At 41.9% G+C, this 20,301-nt stretch carries 23 protein-coding genes and 2 other annotated features; all 23 genes read right to left on the reverse strand.

Annotated features, from left to right (window positions below; genetic code table 11):
- Positions 1-200: 200 nt before the first annotated feature.
- A complete protein-coding gene (locus ACXADT_RS03025; protein WP_474834635.1) occupies positions 201-800 on the reverse strand; it encodes a class I SAM-dependent methyltransferase in 600 nt (199 codons plus the stop codon).
- Positions 801-924: 124 nt separating this feature from the next.
- Positions 925-1,287 carry a 50S ribosomal protein L7/L12 gene (gene rplL, locus ACXADT_RS03030; RefSeq protein ID WP_270182780.1) on the reverse strand — a complete coding sequence of 121 codons (363 nt, stop codon included), beginning with the start codon at positions 1,285-1,287 and terminating at the stop codon, positions 925-927.
- Positions 1,288-1,342: 55 nt separating this feature from the next.
- Positions 1,343-1,843, reverse strand: a complete 501-nt coding sequence (gene rplJ / locus ACXADT_RS03035) for a 50S ribosomal protein L10 (protein ID WP_270182779.1) — start codon at positions 1,841-1,843, stop codon at positions 1,343-1,345.
- A gap of 44 nt (positions 1,844-1,887) precedes the next feature.
- Positions 1,888-2,021: a sequence feature (ribosomal protein L10 leader region), on the reverse strand.
- A gap of 58 nt (positions 2,022-2,079) precedes the next feature.
- Complete coding sequence (rplA, locus tag ACXADT_RS03040) at positions 2,080-2,772, reverse strand: 50S ribosomal protein L1 (RefSeq protein WP_270182778.1); 693 nt, start codon at positions 2,770-2,772, stop codon at positions 2,080-2,082.
- A 142-nt stretch (positions 2,773-2,914) separates the two neighbouring features.
- Positions 2,915-3,340: a 50S ribosomal protein L11 gene (rplK, locus tag ACXADT_RS03045; RefSeq protein WP_048313309.1), complete on the reverse strand. Its 426-nt coding sequence runs from the start codon at positions 3,338-3,340 to the stop codon at positions 2,915-2,917.
- A 145-nt stretch (positions 3,341-3,485) separates the two neighbouring features.
- The gene (gene nusG / locus ACXADT_RS03050) at positions 3,486-4,019 is read right to left on the reverse strand and encodes a transcription termination/antitermination protein NusG (protein WP_270182777.1); all 534 of its coding nucleotides are present in this window, start codon (positions 4,017-4,019) and stop codon (positions 3,486-3,488) included.
- 80 nt (positions 4,020-4,099) lie between these two features.
- On the reverse strand, positions 4,100-4,294 hold the full coding sequence (gene secE / locus ACXADT_RS03055; RefSeq protein ID WP_270182776.1) for a preprotein translocase subunit SecE: 195 nt from the start codon (positions 4,292-4,294) through the stop codon (positions 4,100-4,102).
- Between the two features lie 81 nt (positions 4,295-4,375).
- Positions 4,376-4,525: a 50S ribosomal protein L33 gene (rpmG, locus tag ACXADT_RS03060; protein ID WP_270182775.1), complete on the reverse strand. Its 150-nt coding sequence runs from the start codon at positions 4,523-4,525 to the stop codon at positions 4,376-4,378.
- Positions 4,526-4,827: 302 nt separating this feature from the next.
- Positions 4,828-5,478 carry an RNA polymerase sporulation sigma factor SigH gene (sigH, locus tag ACXADT_RS03065; RefSeq protein WP_263623095.1) on the reverse strand — a complete coding sequence of 217 codons (651 nt, stop codon included), beginning with the start codon at positions 5,476-5,478 and terminating at the stop codon, positions 4,828-4,830.
- Between the two features lie 115 nt (positions 5,479-5,593).
- On the reverse strand, positions 5,594-6,103 hold the full coding sequence (locus tag ACXADT_RS03070; protein ID WP_474833193.1) for an NYN domain-containing protein: 510 nt from the start codon (positions 6,101-6,103) through the stop codon (positions 5,594-5,596).
- A 2-nt stretch (positions 6,104-6,105) separates the two neighbouring features.
- Entirely contained in the window at positions 6,106-6,852 is a 747-nt protein-coding gene (rlmB, locus tag ACXADT_RS03075; protein WP_270182773.1) for a 23S rRNA (guanosine(2251)-2'-O)-methyltransferase RlmB, read from the reverse strand.
- On the reverse strand, positions 6,845-7,264 hold the full coding sequence (locus tag ACXADT_RS03080) for a Mini-ribonuclease 3 (RefSeq protein ID WP_474833194.1): 420 nt from the start codon (positions 7,262-7,264) through the stop codon (positions 6,845-6,847). The genes rlmB and ACXADT_RS03080 overlap by 8 nt, the downstream gene beginning before the upstream one ends.
- Positions 7,264-8,667: a cysteine--tRNA ligase gene (cysS, locus tag ACXADT_RS03085; protein ID WP_270182771.1), complete on the reverse strand. Its 1,404-nt coding sequence runs from the start codon at positions 8,665-8,667 to the stop codon at positions 7,264-7,266. The genes ACXADT_RS03080 and cysS overlap by 1 nt, the downstream gene beginning before the upstream one ends.
- Positions 8,657-9,307 (reverse strand): serine O-acetyltransferase, encoded by a 651-nt coding sequence (cysE, locus tag ACXADT_RS03090; RefSeq protein WP_270182770.1) that lies wholly within the window; start codon positions 9,305-9,307, stop codon positions 8,657-8,659. Before cysE ends, cysS begins: the two co-directional genes overlap by 11 nt.
- A 73-nt stretch (positions 9,308-9,380) precedes the next feature.
- Positions 9,381-9,602: a binding site (T-box leader), on the reverse strand.
- 8 nt (positions 9,603-9,610) lie between these two features.
- Positions 9,611-11,080 carry a glutamate--tRNA ligase gene (gene gltX, locus ACXADT_RS03095; RefSeq protein ID WP_474814668.1) on the reverse strand — a complete coding sequence of 490 codons (1,470 nt, stop codon included), beginning with the start codon at positions 11,078-11,080 and terminating at the stop codon, positions 9,611-9,613.
- 67 nt (positions 11,081-11,147) lie between these two features.
- The gene (gene ispF / locus ACXADT_RS03100; protein ID WP_270182768.1) at positions 11,148-11,621 is read right to left on the reverse strand and encodes a 2-C-methyl-D-erythritol 2,4-cyclodiphosphate synthase; all 474 of its coding nucleotides are present in this window, start codon (positions 11,619-11,621) and stop codon (positions 11,148-11,150) included.
- Positions 11,621-12,313 (reverse strand): 2-C-methyl-D-erythritol 4-phosphate cytidylyltransferase, encoded by a 693-nt coding sequence (gene ispD, locus ACXADT_RS03105; protein WP_270182767.1) that lies wholly within the window; start codon positions 12,311-12,313, stop codon positions 11,621-11,623. The genes ispF and ispD overlap by 1 nt, the downstream gene beginning before the upstream one ends.
- Positions 12,314-12,338: 25 nt before the next feature.
- Positions 12,339-13,436, reverse strand: coding sequence for a PIN/TRAM domain-containing protein (locus tag ACXADT_RS03110; protein ID WP_270182766.1), 1,098 nt, complete (start codon positions 13,434-13,436; stop codon positions 12,339-12,341).
- A 159-nt stretch (positions 13,437-13,595) separates the two neighbouring features.
- Entirely contained in the window at positions 13,596-14,657 is a 1,062-nt protein-coding gene (disA, locus tag ACXADT_RS03115) for a DNA integrity scanning diadenylate cyclase DisA (protein ID WP_270182765.1), read from the reverse strand.
- Between the two features lie 3 nt (positions 14,658-14,660).
- On the reverse strand, positions 14,661-16,034 hold the full coding sequence (gene radA / locus ACXADT_RS03120; protein ID WP_474833196.1) for a DNA repair protein RadA: 1,374 nt from the start codon (positions 16,032-16,034) through the stop codon (positions 14,661-14,663).
- Between the two features lie 187 nt (positions 16,035-16,221).
- Positions 16,222-18,663 (reverse strand): ATP-dependent protease ATP-binding subunit ClpC, encoded by a 2,442-nt coding sequence (gene clpC / locus ACXADT_RS03125; RefSeq protein WP_474833198.1) that lies wholly within the window; start codon positions 18,661-18,663, stop codon positions 16,222-16,224.
- On the reverse strand, positions 18,660-19,754 hold the full coding sequence (locus ACXADT_RS03130) for a protein arginine kinase (RefSeq protein WP_474814670.1): 1,095 nt from the start codon (positions 19,752-19,754) through the stop codon (positions 18,660-18,662). The genes clpC and ACXADT_RS03130 overlap by 4 nt, the downstream gene beginning before the upstream one ends.
- On the reverse strand, positions 19,754-20,287 hold the full coding sequence (locus tag ACXADT_RS03135) for a UvrB/UvrC motif-containing protein (protein ID WP_270182762.1): 534 nt from the start codon (positions 20,285-20,287) through the stop codon (positions 19,754-19,756). The genes ACXADT_RS03130 and ACXADT_RS03135 overlap by 1 nt, the downstream gene beginning before the upstream one ends.
- Between the last annotated feature and the right edge of the window lie 14 nt (positions 20,288-20,301).

A 20,301-nucleotide genomic window follows, 5' to 3' on the forward strand; every position in this document is an offset into this window, starting at 1 on the left:
GAAAACTATCGTTGGACAAAAAAGAAAAAGGGCATAAATTAGTTTTTCCCCTTATCTATAAGCGATTATATTAGTTTTCCCAGTCTCAAGTATAATATACTTCGCGTCTTTTCGACACAAAAAAGGCCTGGAAAATCCATCATTGGCATTATAATATATTAGCACAGCCTGTCTACGAAGTCAAAGGATAATCTAATATTTTACTTGACTGCTTTAAGAATATAGTATCCTTTCTTTTTGACAACCGTTTCGACCGTTTGGAACATTTCTTCAAGCTTTGCAATAGCGGATGGGGCACCCTGTTTTTTCTGGATCACGACCCAAAGGGCTCCGTTTTCCTTCAATACACCGTGGGCTTCTTCAAAAATACCATGCACGACTTGTTTGCCTGCTCGAATAGGCGGGTTTGTAATAACGCACGCAAATGTTCGGTCTTTTACAGAACTAAGCTGATCACTTGTCATCACGGATACATTCGACACGTTGTTGCGAGCTGCATTCGACATCGCTAAATCGACTGCACGCTCATTAATGTCCAACATGTAAAATCGGCGTTCAGGAAACTGAGATGCGAGTGATATTCCAATCGGTCCATATCCGCAACCAACATCAGCAACATCTCCTTCTACTTCCGGATCTACAAATGATTCAATAAGAAGTTTACTGCCAAAATCAACTTCCTTCTTCGAGAAAACTCCGGAATCCGTCGTGAATTGAAACTTAGACCCTCGCAAAACTTCCGTGATTTGGTTGGGTTGACTTTTCACTTCGGGCTTCCTCGTATAGTAATGCTCTCCCATCGCAATCCCTCTTTTCATTGCCATCATCTACAAGCATATCCAGCTTTAAACCATTCATAACCTACAATTACTTTTAAACTACAAAAAGCTCGCTTTTAAAAGCGAGCTTTTTGTTTCAAACCAATTACTTAACTTCGATTGCAGCGCCAACTTCTTCAAGCTTAGATTTCATTTCGTCAGCTTCTTCTTTTGATACGCCTTCTTTAATCGGGCTTGGAGCACCGTCAACTAGTTCTTTAGCTTCTTTCAAGCCAAGACCAGTGATTTCGCGAACGACTTTGATGACTTTGATCTTGCTGCTTCCAGCAGATTCAAGTACTACGTCAAATTCAGTCTTCTCTTCTGCAGCACCTTCAGCTGCGCCACCTGCTGCTGCTACTGGAGCCGCTGCAGTTACACCAAATTCTTCTTCGATAGCTTTAACTAGGTCGTTAAGCTCAAGAACTGTCATTTCTTTGATTGCTTCAATGATTTGCTCGTTACTCATGAGTAAATCCTCCTTAATAGTTGTTTTTTATTAACCGAATTGATAGGCCGTAAACTTACGCGCCTTGATCTTCTTTTTGATCGGCAACAGCTTTTGTAGCCAATGCCATGTTGCGCATAGGTGCTTGTAGCACAGATAGCAACATAGAAAGTAGTCCGTCGCGGTTCGGTAGATCCGCAAGTTCCTTGATCTTTTCGTATGAAACAACGCTACCTTCGATGACACCAGTCTTGATTTCAAGAGCTTGATGATCTTTAGCAAAGTTGTTCAAGATTTTAGCAGGAGCAACAACATCTTGATTACTGAACGCGACTGCCGTAGGTCCGACAAGGTGTTCATTTAAATCAGTAAGTTCAAGCTCTTCTGCAGCGCGACGAGTCATTGTGTTTTTGTAAACACGGAATTCAACATCTGCATCACGCAATTGTTTACGAAGTTCAGTTACTTCACTTACATCAAGTCCACGGTAGTCAACAAATATTGTTGATTGGCTATCGCGAAGTTTGTCTGCAATTTCCGTAACTAGCTTCTTTTTTTGTTCAACTGCACTGCTCATTGTTCCACCTCCTATAGAAATGTGTCTATACCGTTCCGGAGTATGAGGTCATATAAAAAGCCTTCACATCCGAAGACATGAAGGCATTAACGATCACTTGTATCGAAACACTTCACACCTCGGCAGGATATTAAGTGCCTAGCACCCCTGCTGTCTACGGTACAGAAAGTATTAACTTATCAAACAACATTTTAAAGTATATAAAATTTAAACGCTAAAGTCAATAGCTAATTTTATTAGCGGTAGCTAGAAGCGTTAACTTTTACACCAGGTCCCATTGTAGATGTTACAGAAACGTTCTTGATGTAAGTTCCTTTTGCAGCTGCAGGTTTAACCTTGATAAGCGTTTCAACTAGAGTATTCAAGTTTTCAACTAGCTTATCAGCTTCGAAAGATACTTTACCGATTGGTGCGTGAACATTTCCAGCACGATCTACGCGGTACTCTACTTTACCAGCTTTGATTTCGTTAACAGCTTTCTCAACGTCGAATGTTACTGTTCCAGTTTTCGGGTTTGGCATTAAGCCTTTTGGTCCTAGTACACGACCAAGCTTACCAACTTCGCCCATCATGTCTGGAGTCGCAACGATTACATCAAACTCGAACCAACCTTGGTTGATTTTGTTGATGAACTCAGCATCTCCAACATAGTCAGCGCCTGCTGCTTCAGCTTCTTTAGCTTTTTCGCCTTTCGCGAATACAAGAACGCGTTGAGTTTTACCAGTTCCGTTAGGAAGTACTACCGCGCCACGAACCTGTTGGTCGTTTTTCTTAGGGTCTACTCCTAGACGTACTGCTGCTTCAACTGTTCCATCAAAGTTTCCAATAGAAGTCTTTTGAACGAGTTCTACTGCTTCTTGAGGCTCGTAGAAAGTTGTACGATCAACTAGCTTCGCAGCCTCTTGGTATCTTTTACCTCTTTTTGCCATTTTGTGTTCCTCCTTGAATGTGGTTTAGCGGATTAACCTCCCACTATTTATGACACCAGGATTACCCGATATCATAATAAAAGTTGCGAACCTGTAAAGTTACAGGCAGGAATCCCTTTTAATCGCAACAGCTTGTGACACATTAGTCTTCGATCGTAATTCCCATGCTGCGTGCAGTTCCTTCAACCATACGCATTGCGGAATCAACATTAGCTGCGTTAAGATCTGGCATCTTTGTTTCAGCGATCTCACGCACTTTATCACGCTTTACAGTCGCAACTTTGTTGCGGTTAGGTTCACCAGAACCTGACTCGATACCTGCTGCTTTCTTAAGAAGAACTGCAGCTGGTGGAGTTTTTGTGATAAATGTAAATGAACGGTCTTCAAAAACCGTGATTTCAACTGGAATAATCATGCCAGCCTGGTCAGAAGTACGAGCATTGAACTCTTTACAGAATCCCATGATGTTAACTCCAGCCTGACCTAGTGCAGGTCCAACTGGCGGTGCGGGATTCGCCTTCCCAGCCGGGATTTGCAACTTAACAACTTTAATTACCTTTTTAGCCACGCGACACACCTCCTTAAGTCCGTGATGTGGTATTTGGGTGTTTTCACCCTCCCACCTTTATATCAAATAATGTCTCGATTGGTATGAGACTCATGAAACATTAAAATTCTATCATTAATAAAAATGTTTTTCAAGAGCTTTTCTTTTAGATCTTCTCAACTTGTCCAAAATCAAGCTCTACAGGAGTCTCACGACCAAACATGTTAACGTGTACTTTCACCTTGCCTTTGTCTGTGTCGATGCCTTCGATCGAACCGACAAAGTCAGCGAAAGGACCTTCTTTAACCTTAACTTTTTCCTGTAGTTCGAAATCAACATCCGCTTTCGGCTGTTCCATCCCCATCTGCTTCAGAAGATTTTCAACTTCTTCAGGAAGAAGTGCTGTTGGCTTTGAACCTGCACCTGCTGATCCTACGAAGCCAGTTACCCCAGGGGTGTTACGAACTACATACCATGAGTCGTCTGTCATAACCATTTCAGCTATAACATAACCAGGGAATACTTTCTTTAGAACGGTTTTCTTCTTACCGTTCTTAACTTCAGTTTCTTCCTCTACTGGTACAAGAACACGAAAGATTTTATCTGTCATGCCCATTGATTCAACTCTTTTTTCAAGGTTTGTCTTTACTTTGTTTTCATACCCAGAATACGTATGAACAACATACCATCTTTTTTCCATATATACAGGACTAGTCGTCCTTCCCTCCCCAACTCATTTACTCTATCATTCTAACCTGATAGTGAAAGATTTATAACGAATTAACCTAAAATGAGGCGGATAAGTGAAGAAATACCCTGGTCAACCAAAGCAAAAAATACCGCTACGAAAATAACTGTTGAAACCGTTACGATCGTATAGCGTGTTAGATCCTTGCGCGTAGGCCAACTCACTCGCTTCATTTCTCTTGTCACTTCACGTAAGAACTTACCAGAACGTTGTACAATACTTGCCATTACCTGCTACCCCCAATTGTCTGGTGGAAATAAACTCCCCCGAGAATCATTATAATTGTTCGTCCGATATTCGAACGCCCTTTACTTTGTTTCACGATGCACTGAATGCGCATCACAGTATTTACAATACTTGTTCACTTCGATGCGGGCTGGGTTTGCTTGAGAGTTTTTCATAGTTGTGTAGTTACGGCTATTGCATTGGACACATGCTAGTGCTACTTTTTTACGCATAATGACACCTTCCTAAGCCACGCAGTTTGAAGTTTGATAAGCCGATCATACCGAAATTGATGGTATGACATTAGCTTCACCTTTTATTTTATATAAATCCATACATTTATACAGCATAAAAAAGACAAAAATAAAAAAACGTTCAGTGACGCTGTGACGTTCGTTGAAAAATCTAGCAAAAAGTACATATTAGTACATCTATCAATTTATCACAGCACGATTCAGAGTGTCAATAAAGGCTGGAAGGACACTACCAAAGAAAAAACAGGGGAAAGAATTCCCCTGCTTGAGGCTTGTCCATATTAAAGGCTTACTTCACGCAGTTCCAAATAGCGTTCGAGCTTACGTTTCACACGTTGAAGCGCGTTATCAATTGACTTGACATGACGATTTAAATCCACAGAAATTTCCTGATAAGAACGTCCATCAAGATAAAGCATCAACACTTTTCTTTCTAAATCGCTCAAAATTTCTGACATTTTAAGTTCTATATCATCAAATTCTTCTTGATTAATGATGAGTTCCTCAGGATCTGTGACCTTCGTGCCGCAAATGACATCTAGCAACGTCCGATCAGATTCTTCATCGTAGATTGGTTTGTCTAACGATACATAAGAATTTAGCGGAATGTGCTTTTGTCTCGTTGCAGTTTTGATCGCTGTAATCATCTGCCGGGTGATGCACAGTTCGGCAAACGCTTTAAAAGATGAGAACTTGTCTCCTCTAAAATCACGAATAGCTTTGTAGAGACCGATCATTCCTTCTTGAATGATGTCTTCGCGGTCTGCTCCAATAAGAAAATATGACCTCGCTTTAGCGCGTACGAAATTTTTATACTTCGTAATCAGATGTTCCAACGCTCGACTATGACCTTCATGAACCATCACTACTAGCAATTCATCATCAAGTTGATCGAACGCTACTTCTTCCAGGTGTCTTTGGCCTGCTGTCAGCTGCTCATTATCTACCGTGCTTTCCTTGAGGTCTACTGTGCTCAATATGCGTTCCCCCCGACCAGTACGCTATATAGAAATATTATACAGGACATGTCGAAAAATCGTCAACCTACTATTTACCGCCTCTTCGCCATTTTTCAAATATTTCGCTAACTTCATCCGTTAAAAACAAACCTGAGCTGCGATTTTCTCTATTAACATGATCTACTCTTTTTTCAATACCTTTTTCGATTCGCTGCATTTCATTGTATAGCTCCCGAGCTGACTTCCTCAGTGCACCTTGGCCAAATATGGCCCATTGCTCAGTATAATCAGAGGTAGCCACATGAACTTGTGTACGAATATCTTTAAGCTCGCGCGCAAGCTTCTCAATCCGTTCATCTGCAGTCTCGTTTTCTCTCGTATAGATGACTTCTACACCATACAAACTATCTTTCTTCTCCACACCACGGGAGAGGTGAGCGTCAAATACGACGATCACCCTAAACCCTGTGTATGCTTGATATTCAGCCATATATTCGATCAATAACTCACGGGCTTTGCTAAAATCATTGTCCTTTAAGTTCCTGAGTTCAGGCCAGGCGCCGATAATGTTGTAGCCATCAACAAGCAGCACATCCATGTCTATTCCCCCAGGGGATGACGTTGTCGGTAGACTTCATACATCATTAGCCCTGCCGCTACTGAGGCGTTTAGTGACGTAACTTTACCAGCCATCGGAAGGCTAACGAGAAAGTCACATTTATCTTTTATTAAGCGACCGATTCCTTTACCTTCACTACCAATAACAAGTCCAATCCCCATGTCGTATGACGCTTCTCGGTAATCTTGTCCACCTTTAGCATCTGTTCCTACGAACCAGATTCCTCTATCCTTTAGTTCATCCATCGTACGAGCAAGATTCGTCACTCTCGCTACTGGCACATATTCGAGCGCCCCGGTTGATGACTTTGCAACTGTCGATGTGAGTCCAACAGCTCTCCGCTTAGGTATAATCACACCATGAGCCCCAACTGAATCAGCCGTTCTCAAAATGGATCCAAGGTTGTGAGGATCTTCGATTTCATCAAGAATTAAGAACAAAGGCTGCTCACCAGATTCCTCCGCCTTCTGAAAGAGATCTTCAAGATCTGCATATTCGTATGCAGCAATCGAAGCCACTACGCCTTGATGATTTGATTCTCCTGAGAGTTGCTCTAACTTCTTCTTTGGCACAAATTGAACAAGAACATTTTGCGCCTTTGCCTTTTGTACAATAGGTTGAAGCGGCCCTTTTTGCGATCCTTCATTAATCCAGATTTTATTAATTTCATGACCTGACTTTAGTGCTTCTAACACTGCATTTCGGCCTACGATAAACTCTTTACCCATCAGATTTCACTTCTTTCTTCGGTTCTTCCACAAATTTATAAAATTTCTCAAGCAACTCATGCTGTCGTTCTGCATTCCCCTGTAAGTACAAGTACCCAAACAACGCTTCTAGAGCCGTGGAATATTTGTACGTGCTCACTGACGTGTTTTTAGGAACGGTTCCTGACTTCGCATTTCTTCCTCTGCGCACGACCCCTATTTCTTCTTCTGTGAGATCATCCTTGTCCAAAAGATCGTGAAGATACGCCGCCTGTGCTTTAGCAGATACATATTTCGTTGCTGTTTTATGAAGCTGGTTCGGTCTTATATGACCCAGTGATAAAAGCCGTTCTCTAACGTGGATTTCGATCACTGAGTCTCCCATATAAGCCAAAGCTAATGAATTTAGCTGTTTTACGTCTAGTTCTTTCATTACTCGCTCCTCTTCCAACGAACGCCCTGTGGTGTATCTTCTAAAAGAATCCCCTGCTCCTTCAATTCATCGCGAATCTCATCCGCTCTTGCAAAGTTGCGTTGCTTTCTAGCTTCATTTCGTTCTTCGATCAATTGATCGATGTCCTCATCAAGGAGGCCCTGTTCTTGTTCAAACGAAAGACCAAGTACAGATCCAATGTCCTTAAATCGCTCTAAGAACATCTCTAGTACATCTTTTGATGAATTTGATTCTTGCAAATAAAGATTTGCTTCCTTCGATAGTTCAAATAAAATGGAGATCGCGTTTGCTGTGTTAAAATCATCATCCATCTCTGTAACGAAACGGTCATGATACGTTTTGATTTTTCGCTTCCATTCATCCGCATCTTTTGCAAGATCCGCACTATTTTCAAGTCGATGTGTTAAATTCTCTACAGTATCCTTGATACGCACCAAACCAGTCTTCGCACTTTGAAGAAGCTCGTGATTGAAGTTGATTGGATTACGATAATGAACAGATAACATAAAGAATCGGATAGCCTCTGGATCATGCTGTTTGATCAGATCATGCACGAGCACAAAGTTACCGAGTGACTTAGACATTTTTTCGTTATTAATATTGATATACCCGTTATGCAGCCAATAATTCGCAAAAGACTTTCCTGTTAGTGCTTCTGTTTGTGCCACTTCGTTCTCATGGTGTGGAAAAGCGAGGTCTTTACCACCTGCATGAATATCGATCGTGTCACCAAGGTATTTCTTTGCCATCGCAGAGCATTCGATGTGCCAGCCTGGTCGACCTGCTCCCCATGGGCTTTCCCACGAAATCTCTCCTTCTTTAGCCTGCTTCCATAGCGTAAAGTCTAACGGATCTTCTTTCTTCTCACCTACGACAATTCGCGAGCCCAGTTTGAGTTCGTCGATCGATTGATGAGAAAGCTTACCATATCCCTCAAATTCTCTCGTTCTAAAATAGACATCACCTTCAGATTCATATGCGAACCCTTTCTCGATCAAAGCGGAGATAAAGGTGATGATTTCCTCCATGTTTTCCGTTACTCTAGGATGCTCATCTGCTTTGAGTACTCCTAGTGCGCCAACGTCCTCATGATAGGCATCGATGAAACGTTCAGCGACTTCCGGAACTTCTACTCCTAGCTCATTTGCAGCACGGATCAACTTATCGTCTACATCTGTAAAGTTAGAAACATATCGCACATCATATCCTCTATATTCTAGATAGCGACGAACAACATCGAATACGATCGCTGGGCGCGCATTTCCGATATGGATATAGTTGTATACGGTAGGGCCACACACATACATCATTACCTTACCTTCTTCTATTGGCTGAAAGTCTTCCTTCTTTTGTGTCACAGTGTTATATAGTCTAATCGCCATCTTTTTCACTCCTTAGCTTCTCTAATTGTTCTTGTAACGAACGCATTTCCTTTTCCATCTGCTTAAATTTATCTGCGACTGGGTCAGGCATATTATGATGCTCAAGATCATGAGGCACTTTGACGCCATTTTGAATCACAACTTTTCCTGGAATACCGACGACCGTTGAATTTGCAGGAACATTCTGCAACACGACGGACCCCGCTCCTACCTTCGAATTCTCTCCAATCGTAATCGAACCTAGAACTTTCGCTCCAGTAGCGACAAGCGTATTATCCTCTAATGTAGGGTGCCGTTTCCCTTTTTCTTTACCTGTTCCTCCAAGAGTGACTCCTTGGAACAGTGTTACGTTATTCCCAATCTCACAGGTTTCCCCGATAACCACACCCATTCCATGGTCGATAAAACAACGTTGCCCGATCGTTGCACCGGGGTGAATTTCGATCCCAGTGAAAAAGCGACTGATTTGAGAAACGAATCGTGCTAAGAAGAAGAACTTTTTCTTCCAAAACCAATGAGCGAACCTATGTGACCAGATCGCATGAAGTCCTGCGTAGGTCAAAATCACCTCAAAGTAACTTCTTGCAGCCGGATCTTGATCAAAGACGACATCTATATCCTGTTTCATTGTCTTCCACACTGAATTCATCCCTCCCCTTTTTCATCAAAAACAGCTTATTAAAAAAAGCGTCTCTGTGTGATTATATCGATCACACAGAGACGCTTTCGCGTGGTTCCACTCTGTTTTATATCTCCTATAAGGAAATACCTTTCACCATTAACGGCGGTTACCGCTCCTACATACTTTTCTGACAGAAGTTCTGTAGAAGACTCAGAGGTGCATTTCAGTGAAGACAATCTTAAGCCGCTTTCAGCCGAGACAGCTCTCTCTAATAAGATGCGATTCACTTACTTCTCCTCATCATCGTTTTGTATTTTATTCTTAGGATTGACTTAATCCGATAACCTGATTCAAACGCGCCTTTACTGTTTCCCTACCTAACAGGGAAATCGCATTCGGCAGCTCAGGTCCGTGAGTTTCGCCAGTAGTAGCAACTCGAATCGGCATAAATAGTTTCTTGCCTTTATGACCCGTAGCTTTTTGCGTTGCTTTAATTGCAGCTTTGATTTCAGCTGGCTCAAAATTAGCTACTTCTTCAAGCTGATGAAGAAAACCTTCCATCACTTCAGGCACTTGTTCTTCGTTCAGTACGGCCATTGCTTCTTCATTATAATTAATTTCTTGCTTAAAGAACAACTCTGTAAGCTCGACAATTTCTTTTCCATAATGAAGCTGCTCTTGATAAAGAGAAATAAGCTCTTTCGCCCACTGGTGCTGCTCATCTGTCATATCTTCCGACAAACGACCCGCTTCAATAAGATGTGGAAGTGTAAGGTCCACAACTCGATCAAGGCTAGCAGCTTTAATATACTGGTTATTCATCCAGTACAGTTTTTGTGAATCAAATACTGCTGGAGACGTTGATAAGCGCTCCGCATCAAAGATTTCGATCAACTCATCCTTCGTAAATACTTCTTCTTCGCCTTTCGGTGACCAACCGAGCAACGTAATAAAGTTAAACAGCGCTTCTGGTAGGAAGCCAAGGTCGTGGTATTGCTCAATGTATTGAACGATGGACTTATCGCGTTTACTTAACTTCTTCTTCTGATCATTTACGATCAGAGTCATGTGACCAAATTTAGGTGGTTCAAACCCGAACGCATCGTAAATCATCAGCTGTTTCGGTGTGTTTGAGATATGATCATCTCCGCGCAGCACGTGAGAGATCTTCATATAATGATCATCTAGCGCTACCGCATAGTTGTAAGTTGGAATCCCATTCTTTTTCACAATAACAAAGTCACCGATGCCATTGGAATCGAACGAAACGCGTTCTTTTACAATATCGTCGAATGAAAATTCTCTGTCGCGAGGTACTGCGAAGCGAACACTTGGCTCGCGGCCTTCCGCTTCTAGCGCTTCACGCTTTTCTTCAGTTAGATGGCGACATTTACCAGAGTAGCGAGGCATCTCTCCTCGTGCACGCTGCGCTTCCCGCTCAGCCTCTAACTCGTCTTCCGTACAGTAACACTTGTAAGCAAGGTCTTTTTCAAGAAGTTCAGCCGTATGTTTTGTATAAATATCAAGACGTTCCATCTGACGATAAGGGCCATACTCTCCTTCTTTGTCGATGCTTTCATCCCAATCCATACCTAGCCATTTTAAGTAATCGAGTTGATTCTGTTCGCCACCCTCAACGTTACGAGTTTGATCAGTGTCCTCGATTCGAATAATGAATTTACCGTTCTGACTTCTTGCGAACAGATAGTTAAATAATGCAGTACGAGCATTCCCTATATGTAGATACCCCGTTGGACTCGGCGCATAACGCACCCTAACTTCGTTTCCCATTTTATACACCACCATTAATTTTATCTTTAACTGTCTTATTATTTTACCATTAGAGTCAAATTATCGGTCAACTGGTTTGTAGTAAGACGACTACTTCTGCCGCGATGCCCTCTCCTCTACCTGTAAACCCTAACTTCTCTGAAGTTGTCGCTTTGACATTCACTTGTTCAAGCTCTGCTTCAAGGAGTTCTGCAATGACTTCACGCATCGCAGAGATATGAGGAGCCATCTTCGGCATTTGTGCAATAATCGTACAGTCTACGTTTCCAAGAACGTAGCCTTTTTCTTTCACAATGTGAAAAACATGGCGCAGAAGTTCTTTCGAATCCGCATCTTTAAATGCCTCATCCGTATCAGGAAAATGCTTCCCGATATCTCCTTCCCCAATAGCTCCAAGACAGGCATCTGCCACAGAATGAAGCAAGACATCTGCATCTGAATGACCTAGTAACCCTTTCTCAAAGGGAATTGTAACGCCACCAATGATACAAGGGCGTCCCTCGACAAGCTGATGTACATCAAATCCATGCCCGATTCGCATTAGGATCCACTCTCCTTCTTCTCTCTTAATATAGCCCTAGCGAAAATTAAATCTTCAGGAGTCGTTAATTTAACATTCCAATAGTCGCCTGGAATAATCTTAACGGTCCTTCCGTTCATTTCTACAAGACTTGCATCATCTGTCCCAACGATATTGTTCTCTTCGGCCCAACGATGAATGTCCTTTATGATAGAAAGACGAAAAGCCTGCGGAGTTTGAACTGCCCACAAGCTTGATCGATCAATGGTTTTATCAACCTTTAAATCACTTACCTGCTTTACGGTATCTTTTACTGGCACAGCCACTACTGCGCCGTCATATGTAGAGGCAGCCTCCGCTAAACTAGAAGCCATATCAAGTGTAAAGAAAGGACGAGCGCCATCGTGAATGAGAACGACCTTTTCGCCATCTAGCGCCTTAAGGCCTTCGTATACACTTTGCTGCCGTTCTCTACCACCTGTGACGACCCTAGTAACCTTCGTAAGGTTGTACTCCCTGATCAATAAATGAAAATCCTCATGTTCTCGTTCATTTACTGCTAATACAATTTCTTCACAGTTCTTATCACTCTGAAAAACCGATATCGTATGCACGATAATCGGCTTTTCATCAAGCATGATAAATTGTTTATTTTTACCTGCATTCATACGCTTCCCCTGGCCTGCTGCAGGTATAACAACAGAATACTTCAAACCTAGAACCCCCGTTAGCTATCCCCTAGAGCGCCTTTTCAAGCAATTTAGGCTTGGCAAAAATCATACGTCCAGCAGATGTTTGCAGTACGCTCGTCACAAGAACATCGATTGTTTTACCAATGTAGTCTCTACCGTCTTCTACTACGATCATTGTACCATCATCCAGGTATGCAACTCCCTGGTTGTATTCTTTCCCGTCCTTGATCACCTGTACATTAAGCTCTTCTCCAGGAAGGACAACGGGCTTAACTGCATTTGCAAGGTCATTGATATTAAGCACTTGAACCTTTTGCAGTTCGCACACTTTGTTAAGATTGAAGTCGTTCGTAACAACCATTCCATTCACAAGCTTAGCAAGCTTCACTAGCTTACTGTCCACCTCTTGAATGTCATCAAAATCGCCTTCATAGATCTCAACATTTATTGCGAGCTCTTTTTGTACTTTGTTTAAAATATCTAGACCTCGTCGGCCTCTGTTTCTCTTTAATACATCTGAAGAATCAGCAATATGCTGGAGTTCTTCAAGGACAAACTGCGGAATGACAAGCGTCCCTTCGAGGAAGCCAGTTTGACATATGTCAGCGATTCGTCCATCGATGATGACACTTGTATCGAGAATCTTTAGCTTTGATGAGCCAGAATCGATCTCTGGTTCTTCAGACTCTCGCTTCTTCTCTCTACCTTTGTTGTTATTGAATAGGTTGATAAGTTCATCACGTTTCTTGAACCCAACTTGAAACCCAAAATAACCACAAAGTACAGTCATGAATATAGGCAGAACATTGCTTACGACTGGCAGCTTAATTTCAGCCAGAGGCATATTAATTAAAAATGCAACTATAAGTCCAATAATCAGCCCAATTGTCCCAAATAAAACATCACCAACAGGAGCTTTAACAACCTTCTCTTCAATGATGCGAATAAAATCAACTATATAATCTGTTATCCAAAAAGTTGCTAGGAAAAATAGAACCGCTCCGATCACAGCACCAGCATAAGAATTACTGAAAACGGTTGGTATGTCACCTATATTGAGTAATTGAATGAGTTCTGGTAAGTAAATTAAGCCCAGCGCGCCGCCTAAAATGATAAAAAATAACTGAATGATCCACTTTATCATCGACGTTTTCACCTCCTTCTATCATTATATACAATTTACTAAAATTGAAACGTTATTCTTGAAGTTTGCGAATTTTATAGTATGATAATAGGTTAGCTTTTATGCATATAAATTAATTATAGAGTAGCACAGCCCCTATTGAATGTCTATTTGTTCGCCCTATATGTGCCGATCTACAAACAACTGTTCCTGAATGCGTTTCAAGCCCGCTTTTATTTTTTTCGCCCGAATTTCTCCAATTCCTTCAACCTTATCCAACTCTTCTATAGAAGCTGTAGCAATATCATTTAGGTTCCCAAAACTACTAACAAGGTTCTCTATGATATTTGAAGGTAACCGAGGAATCTTATGTAAGATCCGATATCCCCTTGGTTTTACAGCTTCGTTTTGTTCTTCATACCCTAATATTTTCATGATTGAATGATCTTCAAGCAAATCATCGCTCGTTAGTTTTTTCAACCTCTTCATAACATCTGCTGGTGTTTCGTCGACATCTTTAACATAGTCTCCGATCAGCCATCTTGCCTCTGCTTCAAGATTTGTTACGAGTTCTTCCATCTGCATGCTGATCAATCGTCCCTCAGTACCGAGCTCGTTTATATAATTTAATATTTCTTGCTTGATTCTAAGAACCATTTCTATTCTATGAATAACTTGCGCTACCTCTTGCAAGGTGGCAAGCTCTTCGAATTCAAGAGCTCCAAGATCGGTTATCCCTTGATCTAGTACTGATTTATACTTTTCGAGCGTCTGCATCGCTTGATTCGCTTTTGTCAAAATAACGCCGATCTCTTTCAATGAATAGCGAATGTTGCCCTGGTAAAGCGTGATAACGTTTCGTCTTTGAGAGATCGAAATCACTAGATTGCCTGTTTGCTTGGCGACACGCTCTGCCGTTCGATGGCGAATCCCGGTTTCTGTTGAGGGAATCGTGGTATCCGGTATTAACTGCGTGTTTGCATAAAGAATTTTGTTTGCCTCTTTATTGATGATGATCGCGCCATCCATTTTAGCGAGTTCATATAGATAGGCTGGAGTGAAACGACAGTCGATGGAAAATCCACCATCAACTAAATCTTGCACTTTTCCGTTATAGCCGACAACGATCAATCCACCCGTTTTCGCTCGTAATATGTTATCGATGCCCTGTCGTAACATCGTACCGGGCGCCACAATCTTTAAGATGTCATTGATTACCTCCTGCTTTTTTTCTATCTCCATCAGTTAACCTCCCAATGCTTCGTTTAATGCTTCATCTACGGTTTGAACTCCTATTACCTGAATCCCTTCTGGAAATGACCATCCACCAATATTCTTCTTAGGAATGATTGCTCTCTCAAAGCCAAGCTTTGCTGCCTCTTGCACACGTTGTTCGATTCTGGATACTCGTCTGATTTCTCCAGTGAGGCCAATTTCTCCAACAACGACGTCTGTAGCTCTCGTCGGTTTATCACGAAAACTGGAAGCTACTGAGATAGCAATGGCTAAATCGATCGCCGGTTCATCTAATCTTACCCCACCCGCAACATTTAGGTATGCATCCTGATTTTGAAGGAGTAGTCCGACCCGCTTTTCTAGAACCGCCATCAGTAGTGAGACTCGATTATGATCAATACCCGTTGCTGTTCTTCTAGGGTTTCCAAAACTTGTTGGTGATATGAGCGCTTGAATCTCTACTAATACAGTCCTCGTCCCTTCCATCGAAGCGACAACAGTGGAACCTGCTGCACCTGATGACCGCTCTTCAAGGAAGATTTCTGAAGGGTTAAGAACTTCTTCGAGACCCTCTTCTTTCATCTCGAAAACACCTATTTCATTCGTTGATCCGAATCGATTTTTGACGCCTCTTAGAATTCTGAACGTATGGTGGCGTTCTCCTTCAAAATATAAAACTGCATCAACCATATGTTCAAGTAGACGAGGTCCTGCAATCGATCCTTCTTTTGTTACGTGACCAACGATAAAGACCGCAATTCCACGTGTTTTCGCTATTCTCATCAATTGTGAAGTACATTCTCTTACTTGGGAGACGCTTCCTGGCGCAGATGTAACTTCAGATCGAAATATGGTCTGAATAGAATCGATAATGACGAGTTGTGGTTCAATTTCATCTATCGCTTTACTAATATACTCTAAATCAGTCTCAGCTAATACAAATAGTTTTTCTGCATCTACCCCTAATCGGTCTGCTCGGAGCTTCGTTTGCTTCACAGACTCTTCACCAGAAATATAAAGAACTGGGTGGTCTCTTTCTGCAAGTTTTGATGAAGTTTGTAATAATAACGTAGACTTTCCGATCCCTGGGTCTCCTCCTACAAGAGCAAGAGAGCCTGGAACGATCCCTCCCCCTAATACGCGATCAAGTTCTACGATTCCTGTTAAAATACGATCCTCTTTCTCCTTTTTCACATTTCGGATCGATTCAGGTTTGCTTGTTGTCGTATCATTAGAGGTTACAAATCGTCTACGATCAGTGTCAGATGGAACAAACTCTTCTACCATCGTATTCCACTGATGACATCCTGGACATTTCCCCATCCATTTCGCAGATTCATAACCACAGTCTTGACACATAAACTTCGTTTTTTTCTTAGCCATCTTCTTCCCCACCTTCAATGTACCGAACACTTTTTCTTATATCATCATATCACAATTTTCAAGGTCCTATGACCTTACAGCACTTGCCTATGTATGGAAATACTCGCTGTTCTTTTCCCTTTATTGAGACAAAACATGCCTATAAAAAAAGAAAACCGGAAGACAGCAGCCTTCCGGTAGAAACATTTTACTTAGACGTTGCTTCAGACAGCGTTTCAACTACGAAATCTTCGTTCTTGTAGTCGATTTTCACGCGCTGACCTTTTTCGATGCTGCCTTTTAGCAGTTCTTCAGAAAGACGATCTTCAATGTGACGTTGAAGTGCTCTTCTCAACGGACGAGCTCCATAGTCTGGATCGTATCCTTCCTCTGCAATCTTGTCGAGAGCAGAATCAGAAAGTTCGAATTCGATACCGTGATCTGAGAGGCGAGTTTTTAACTGGTTCGCCATCAGTACGATGATTTCTTTTAAGTGTTTCTTCTCAAGGGAATGGAACACGATGATCTCATCGATACGGTTTAAGAATTCTGGACGGAACGTTTTCTTCAGCTCATCCATCACTTTACTCTTCATATCATTGTATTCTTCGCCCTCAGAGCCTGTTGTGAAGCCAACATATTTATTACGCTTCAGCGTACTTGCTCCTACGTTTGAAGTCATGATAACGACTGTATTTCGGAAGTCGACTACGCGCCCTTTAGAATCTGTCAAACGCCCATCTTCTAGTACTTGAAGTAAGATGTTAAAGACGTCTGGGTGAGCTTTTTCAATTTCATCAAGCAAAATAACAGAGTATGGCTTACGTCTAACTTTTTCTGTAAGTTGACCGCCTTCTTCATAGCCCACATAGCCTGGAGGCGAACCTACTAGTCTTGAAGTTGCGTGTTTTTCCATATACTCTGACATGTCGATTCTGATCACTGAATCTTCTTCGCCAAACAGCGTTTCAGCAACGGCTCTAGCGAGTTCTGTTTTACCAACACCCGTAGGTCCTAAGAAGATGAATGATCCGATCGGACGCTTAGGATCTTTTAGCCCGGCACGAGCTCTTCGAACCGCTTTAGAAATAGATTTAACAGCTTCTTCCTGGCCGATCAGGCGATTATGAAGGATCTCTTCCATTTTCAACAGCCGCTCTGTTTCTTGTTCTTCAAGCTTTGATACTGGAATTCCCGTCCAGTTTGCTACGACGATCGCAATATCATCAGGGGAAACTTCTTGGTTTTCTTTACCCTGTTTTTCTTTCCATTCTTTCTTAGTCTGCTCGAGTTCTTCTCTCAAGCGTTGTTCAGAATCTCTTAAAGATGCTGCCTTCTCAAACTCTTGACTCTGTACAGCTGCATCCTTTTCTTTCCGAACTTCCTCAAGCTTTTTATCTAGCTCTTTTAGGTTCGGAGGAGCTGTATAAGAGCGTAGGCGCACTTTTGAAGCAGCTTCATCGATCAAATCGATCGCTTTGTCTGGAAGGAAACGATCTGAAATATAGCGATCTGAAAGTTTTACCGCAGCGTCGATCGCTTCATCTGTAATCGTTACGCGATGATGTGCTTCATATCGGTCGCGTAGACCTTTTAAAATAAGAGCTGACTCGTCACTCGTCGGTTCGTTTACCTGAATCGGTTGGAAACGACGCTCTAATGCTGCATCTTTTTCGATATATTTTCTATATTCATCTAGCGTAGTTGCTCCGATACATTGAAGCTCTCCACGTGCTAGCGCTGGCTTCAAGATGTTAGATGCATCGATCGCACCTTCTGCTCCACCGGCACCGATAAGGGTGTGAAGTTCATCGATGAATAGGATGATGTTTCCTGCCTGACGAATTTCATCCATCACTTTCTTAAGACGATCTTCAAATTCACCACGATATTTTGTACCAGCTACTACTGTACCCATATCGAATGTCATGACGCGCTTATCACGAAGTGTCTCAGGAACTTCGTTATTGATGATCTGCTGTGCTAGACCTTCTGCAATGGCCGTTTTACCAACACCCGGTTCACCGATAAGAACTGGGTTATTCTTCGTTCTACGGCTCAATACCTCAATAACACGTTCGATTTCTTTACTACGACCGATTACGGGATCCAGTCCGCCGTCACGTGCAATGACTGTTAGATCTCTAGCAAGACCATCTAGCGTTGGGGTATTAGCACTAGCTCCTGCCCCCTGGTGACTAGATGAAGAACTTTCATTGCTTCCTAAAAGTTGAAGAACTTGCTGACGAGCTTTATTCAAGCTAACACCAAGGTTGTTGAGCACTCTTGCTGCTACGCCCTCACCTTCGCGAATTAAACCTAATAGGATATGCTCTGTACCAACATAAGAATGGCTTAGCTTTCGTGCTTCATCCATCGATAGTTCGATTACTTTCTTAGCACGAGGTGTGTAGTGAATAGACTGGACAGAATCTTGCCCTCTACCAATCAGCTTTTCTACTTCTTTCTGAATCTTTTCTGAGCCAAGACCAAGAGCAGTCAATGCCTTAGCAGCAATTCCTTCGCCTTCACGAATCAAGCCTAATAGGATATGTTCAGTCCCGACATTGTTATGACCAAGACGAATCGCTTCTTCCTGTGCTAATGCGAGCACTTTTTGAGCACGCTCTGTAAATCGTCCAAACATCATCGTTCATCACCCTCCGATTTCTTCGTTTGTTTTTCTAGTTCAAGTCTCTCTCTAATTAATGTGGCACGTTTAATATCACGTTCTGCAGGATTAAGGCTTGCACCTGCATATTGCTGAAGAAAACCTGGTTGAGTTAGAATTACTAGCTCGTTAAGAATTGATTTCGAGATACCAGCTACAAGACCGATATCGATTCCTAACCGGACATTTGAAAGACACTTCGCAGCTTCCTTCGATTGAATGATTCTGCTATTCTCAAGAGTTCCAAGAGAACGATAGATTCTGTCTTCCAATTCAATTCTTGAATTATCTAGCAACATCCTTCTTGCTGATCGTTCTTTTTCAATGACTTGCATCACTACACCCTGGAGGTCCTCAATAATATCATTCTCGGTCTTACCTAATGTAATCTGGTTTGATATTTGAAAAATGTTTCCTTGAGCTTCACTTCCTTCACCGTAGCTCCCTCTAACAACAAGACCTAGCTGGTTAATTGCAGGTATGATGTGATTTAGCTGCTGTGTTAGCACTAAAGCAGGTAGATGCATCATAACAGATGCCCTCATCCCTGTGCCAACATTCGTTGGACAGCTCGTTAAATATCCTTTTCGCTTATCAAACGCATAATCTACCTTACTTTCAATCCAGTCATCCAAAGCATTCGCGAGGTTTAAGGCTTCTTTCAATCTAAACCCTGCTTCAAGGCACTGAATACGAAAATGATCTTCTTCATTTATCATTATGCTGATCGTTTCATTCTCGCTGAGTAAGACTGCTCCATTTTTTGATTGTTCTACAAGATTTGGGCTAACCAAATGTTTTTCTACAAGAACTCTTTTCTGAGTAGGCCTAAGCGATTCAATCTCGATCAGTTCAAGCTTCCCAATTTCTTCGTTCGGAGCTTCATTAAATTTCTTCTTGATACTTTCTAGAACCTCTAAATTTTGCTGCCCGTTAGAAAGAACCGGAAAAACATAATTCTTCAGATTTCGAGCAAATCTTATTCTACTACTCATGACAATATCTGAATCTGGTCCTTCATCTTGCATCCATGGACTAACAGCTTCACTGATAAAACGCTGAAGTGACATCATTCTCCCCCTTCCGACGCTTTATGTTCGAGGGATCGAATTAAATCTCTCGTTTCAGCAGCTTTTTCAAATTCCTCCTGCTGAATGTATTCTTGCATTTTACTGCGAAGATTTTGTACCTTACGTTCAATCTCGATCGCTGCTCCAGCACGTTTTGGTAATTTGCCAGAATGAACGGTATTACCACCATGAACCTTTCTAAGTATTGGATCGAGGTTCTCTGAGAACGTAGTGTAGCATTCTGAACAACCAAATCGTCCGATTTGTGTGAATTGCTGATACGTTAATCCACATTTCGGGCAACTTTGCCGTTCTCTATTGTAAATAGGGTGTGAAGAACTTTCACTTAAAGGTGTTTCAAAATTTAATAACCCCGATAATAAGTTATGGATAGAAAAATGGTTAGTGCCTGGCTCAACCTCACCTTTTTCTTTGGCACACACTTCACAGATATGGAACTCTGTTTTTTGTCCATTGACTATCTTAGTGAAGTGGAGCGTAGCGGGACGCTCACCACATTCCTGGCACGTCATAGGGCAACCCTCCT

This window comes from Anaerobacillus sp. ABR4_321, from assembly GCF_056158505.1.

Coding starts and splice junctions, on each gene's coding strand:
- ACXADT_RS03025 (WP_474834635.1), bottom strand. CDS start 800: ATGGGAGAGCATTACTATACGAGGAAGCCCGAAGTGAAAAGTCAACCC.
- rplL (WP_270182780.1), bottom strand. CDS start 1,287: ATGAGTAACGAGCAAATCATTGAAGCAATCAAAGAAATGACAGTTCTT.
- rplJ (WP_270182779.1), bottom strand. CDS start 1,843: ATGAGCAGTGCAGTTGAACAAAAAAAGAAGCTAGTTACGGAAATTGCA.
- rplA (WP_270182778.1), bottom strand. CDS start 2,772: ATGGCAAAAAGAGGTAAAAGATACCAAGAGGCTGCGAAGCTAGTTGAT.
- nusG (WP_270182777.1), bottom strand. CDS start 4,019: ATGGAAAAAAGATGGTATGTTGTTCATACGTATTCTGGGTATGAAAAC.
- secE (WP_270182776.1), bottom strand. CDS start 4,294: ATGGCAAGTATTGTACAACGTTCTGGTAAGTTCTTACGTGAAGTGACA.
- rpmG (WP_270182775.1), bottom strand. CDS start 4,525: ATGCGTAAAAAAGTAGCACTAGCATGTGTCCAATGCAATAGCCGTAAC.
- ACXADT_RS03070 (WP_474833193.1), bottom strand. CDS start 6,103: ATGGATGTGCTGCTTGTTGATGGCTACAACATTATCGGCGCCTGGCCT.
- rlmB (WP_270182773.1), bottom strand. CDS start 6,852: ATGGGTAAAGAGTTTATCGTAGGCCGAAATGCAGTGTTAGAAGCACTA.
- ACXADT_RS03080 (WP_474833194.1), bottom strand. CDS start 7,264: ATGAAAGAACTAGACGTAAAACAGCTAAATTCATTAGCTTTGGCTTAT.
- cysS (WP_270182771.1), bottom strand. CDS start 8,667: ATGGCGATTAGACTATATAACACTGTGACACAAAAGAAGGAAGACTTT.
- gltX (WP_474814668.1), bottom strand. CDS start 11,080: ATGGGAAACGAAGTTAGGGTGCGTTATGCGCCGAGTCCAACGGGGTAT.
- ispF (WP_270182768.1), bottom strand. CDS start 11,621: ATGCGAATCGGGCATGGATTTGATGTACATCAGCTTGTCGAGGGACGC.
- ACXADT_RS03110 (WP_270182766.1), bottom strand. CDS start 13,436: ATGATAAAGTGGATCATTCAGTTATTTTTTATCATTTTAGGCGGCGCG.
- disA (WP_270182765.1), bottom strand. CDS start 14,657: ATGGAGATAGAAAAAAAGCAGGAGGTAATCAATGACATCTTAAAGATT.
- radA (WP_474833196.1), bottom strand. CDS start 16,034: ATGGCTAAGAAAAAAACGAAGTTTATGTGTCAAGACTGTGGTTATGAA.
- clpC (WP_474833198.1), bottom strand. CDS start 18,663: ATGATGTTTGGACGATTTACAGAGCGTGCTCAAAAAGTGCTCGCATTA.
- ACXADT_RS03130 (WP_474814670.1), bottom strand. CDS start 19,754: ATGTCACTTCAGCGTTTTATCAGTGAAGCTGTTAGTCCATGGATGCAA.
- ACXADT_RS03135 (WP_270182762.1), bottom strand. CDS start 20,287: ATGACGTGCCAGGAATGTGGTGAGCGTCCCGCTACGCTCCACTTCACT.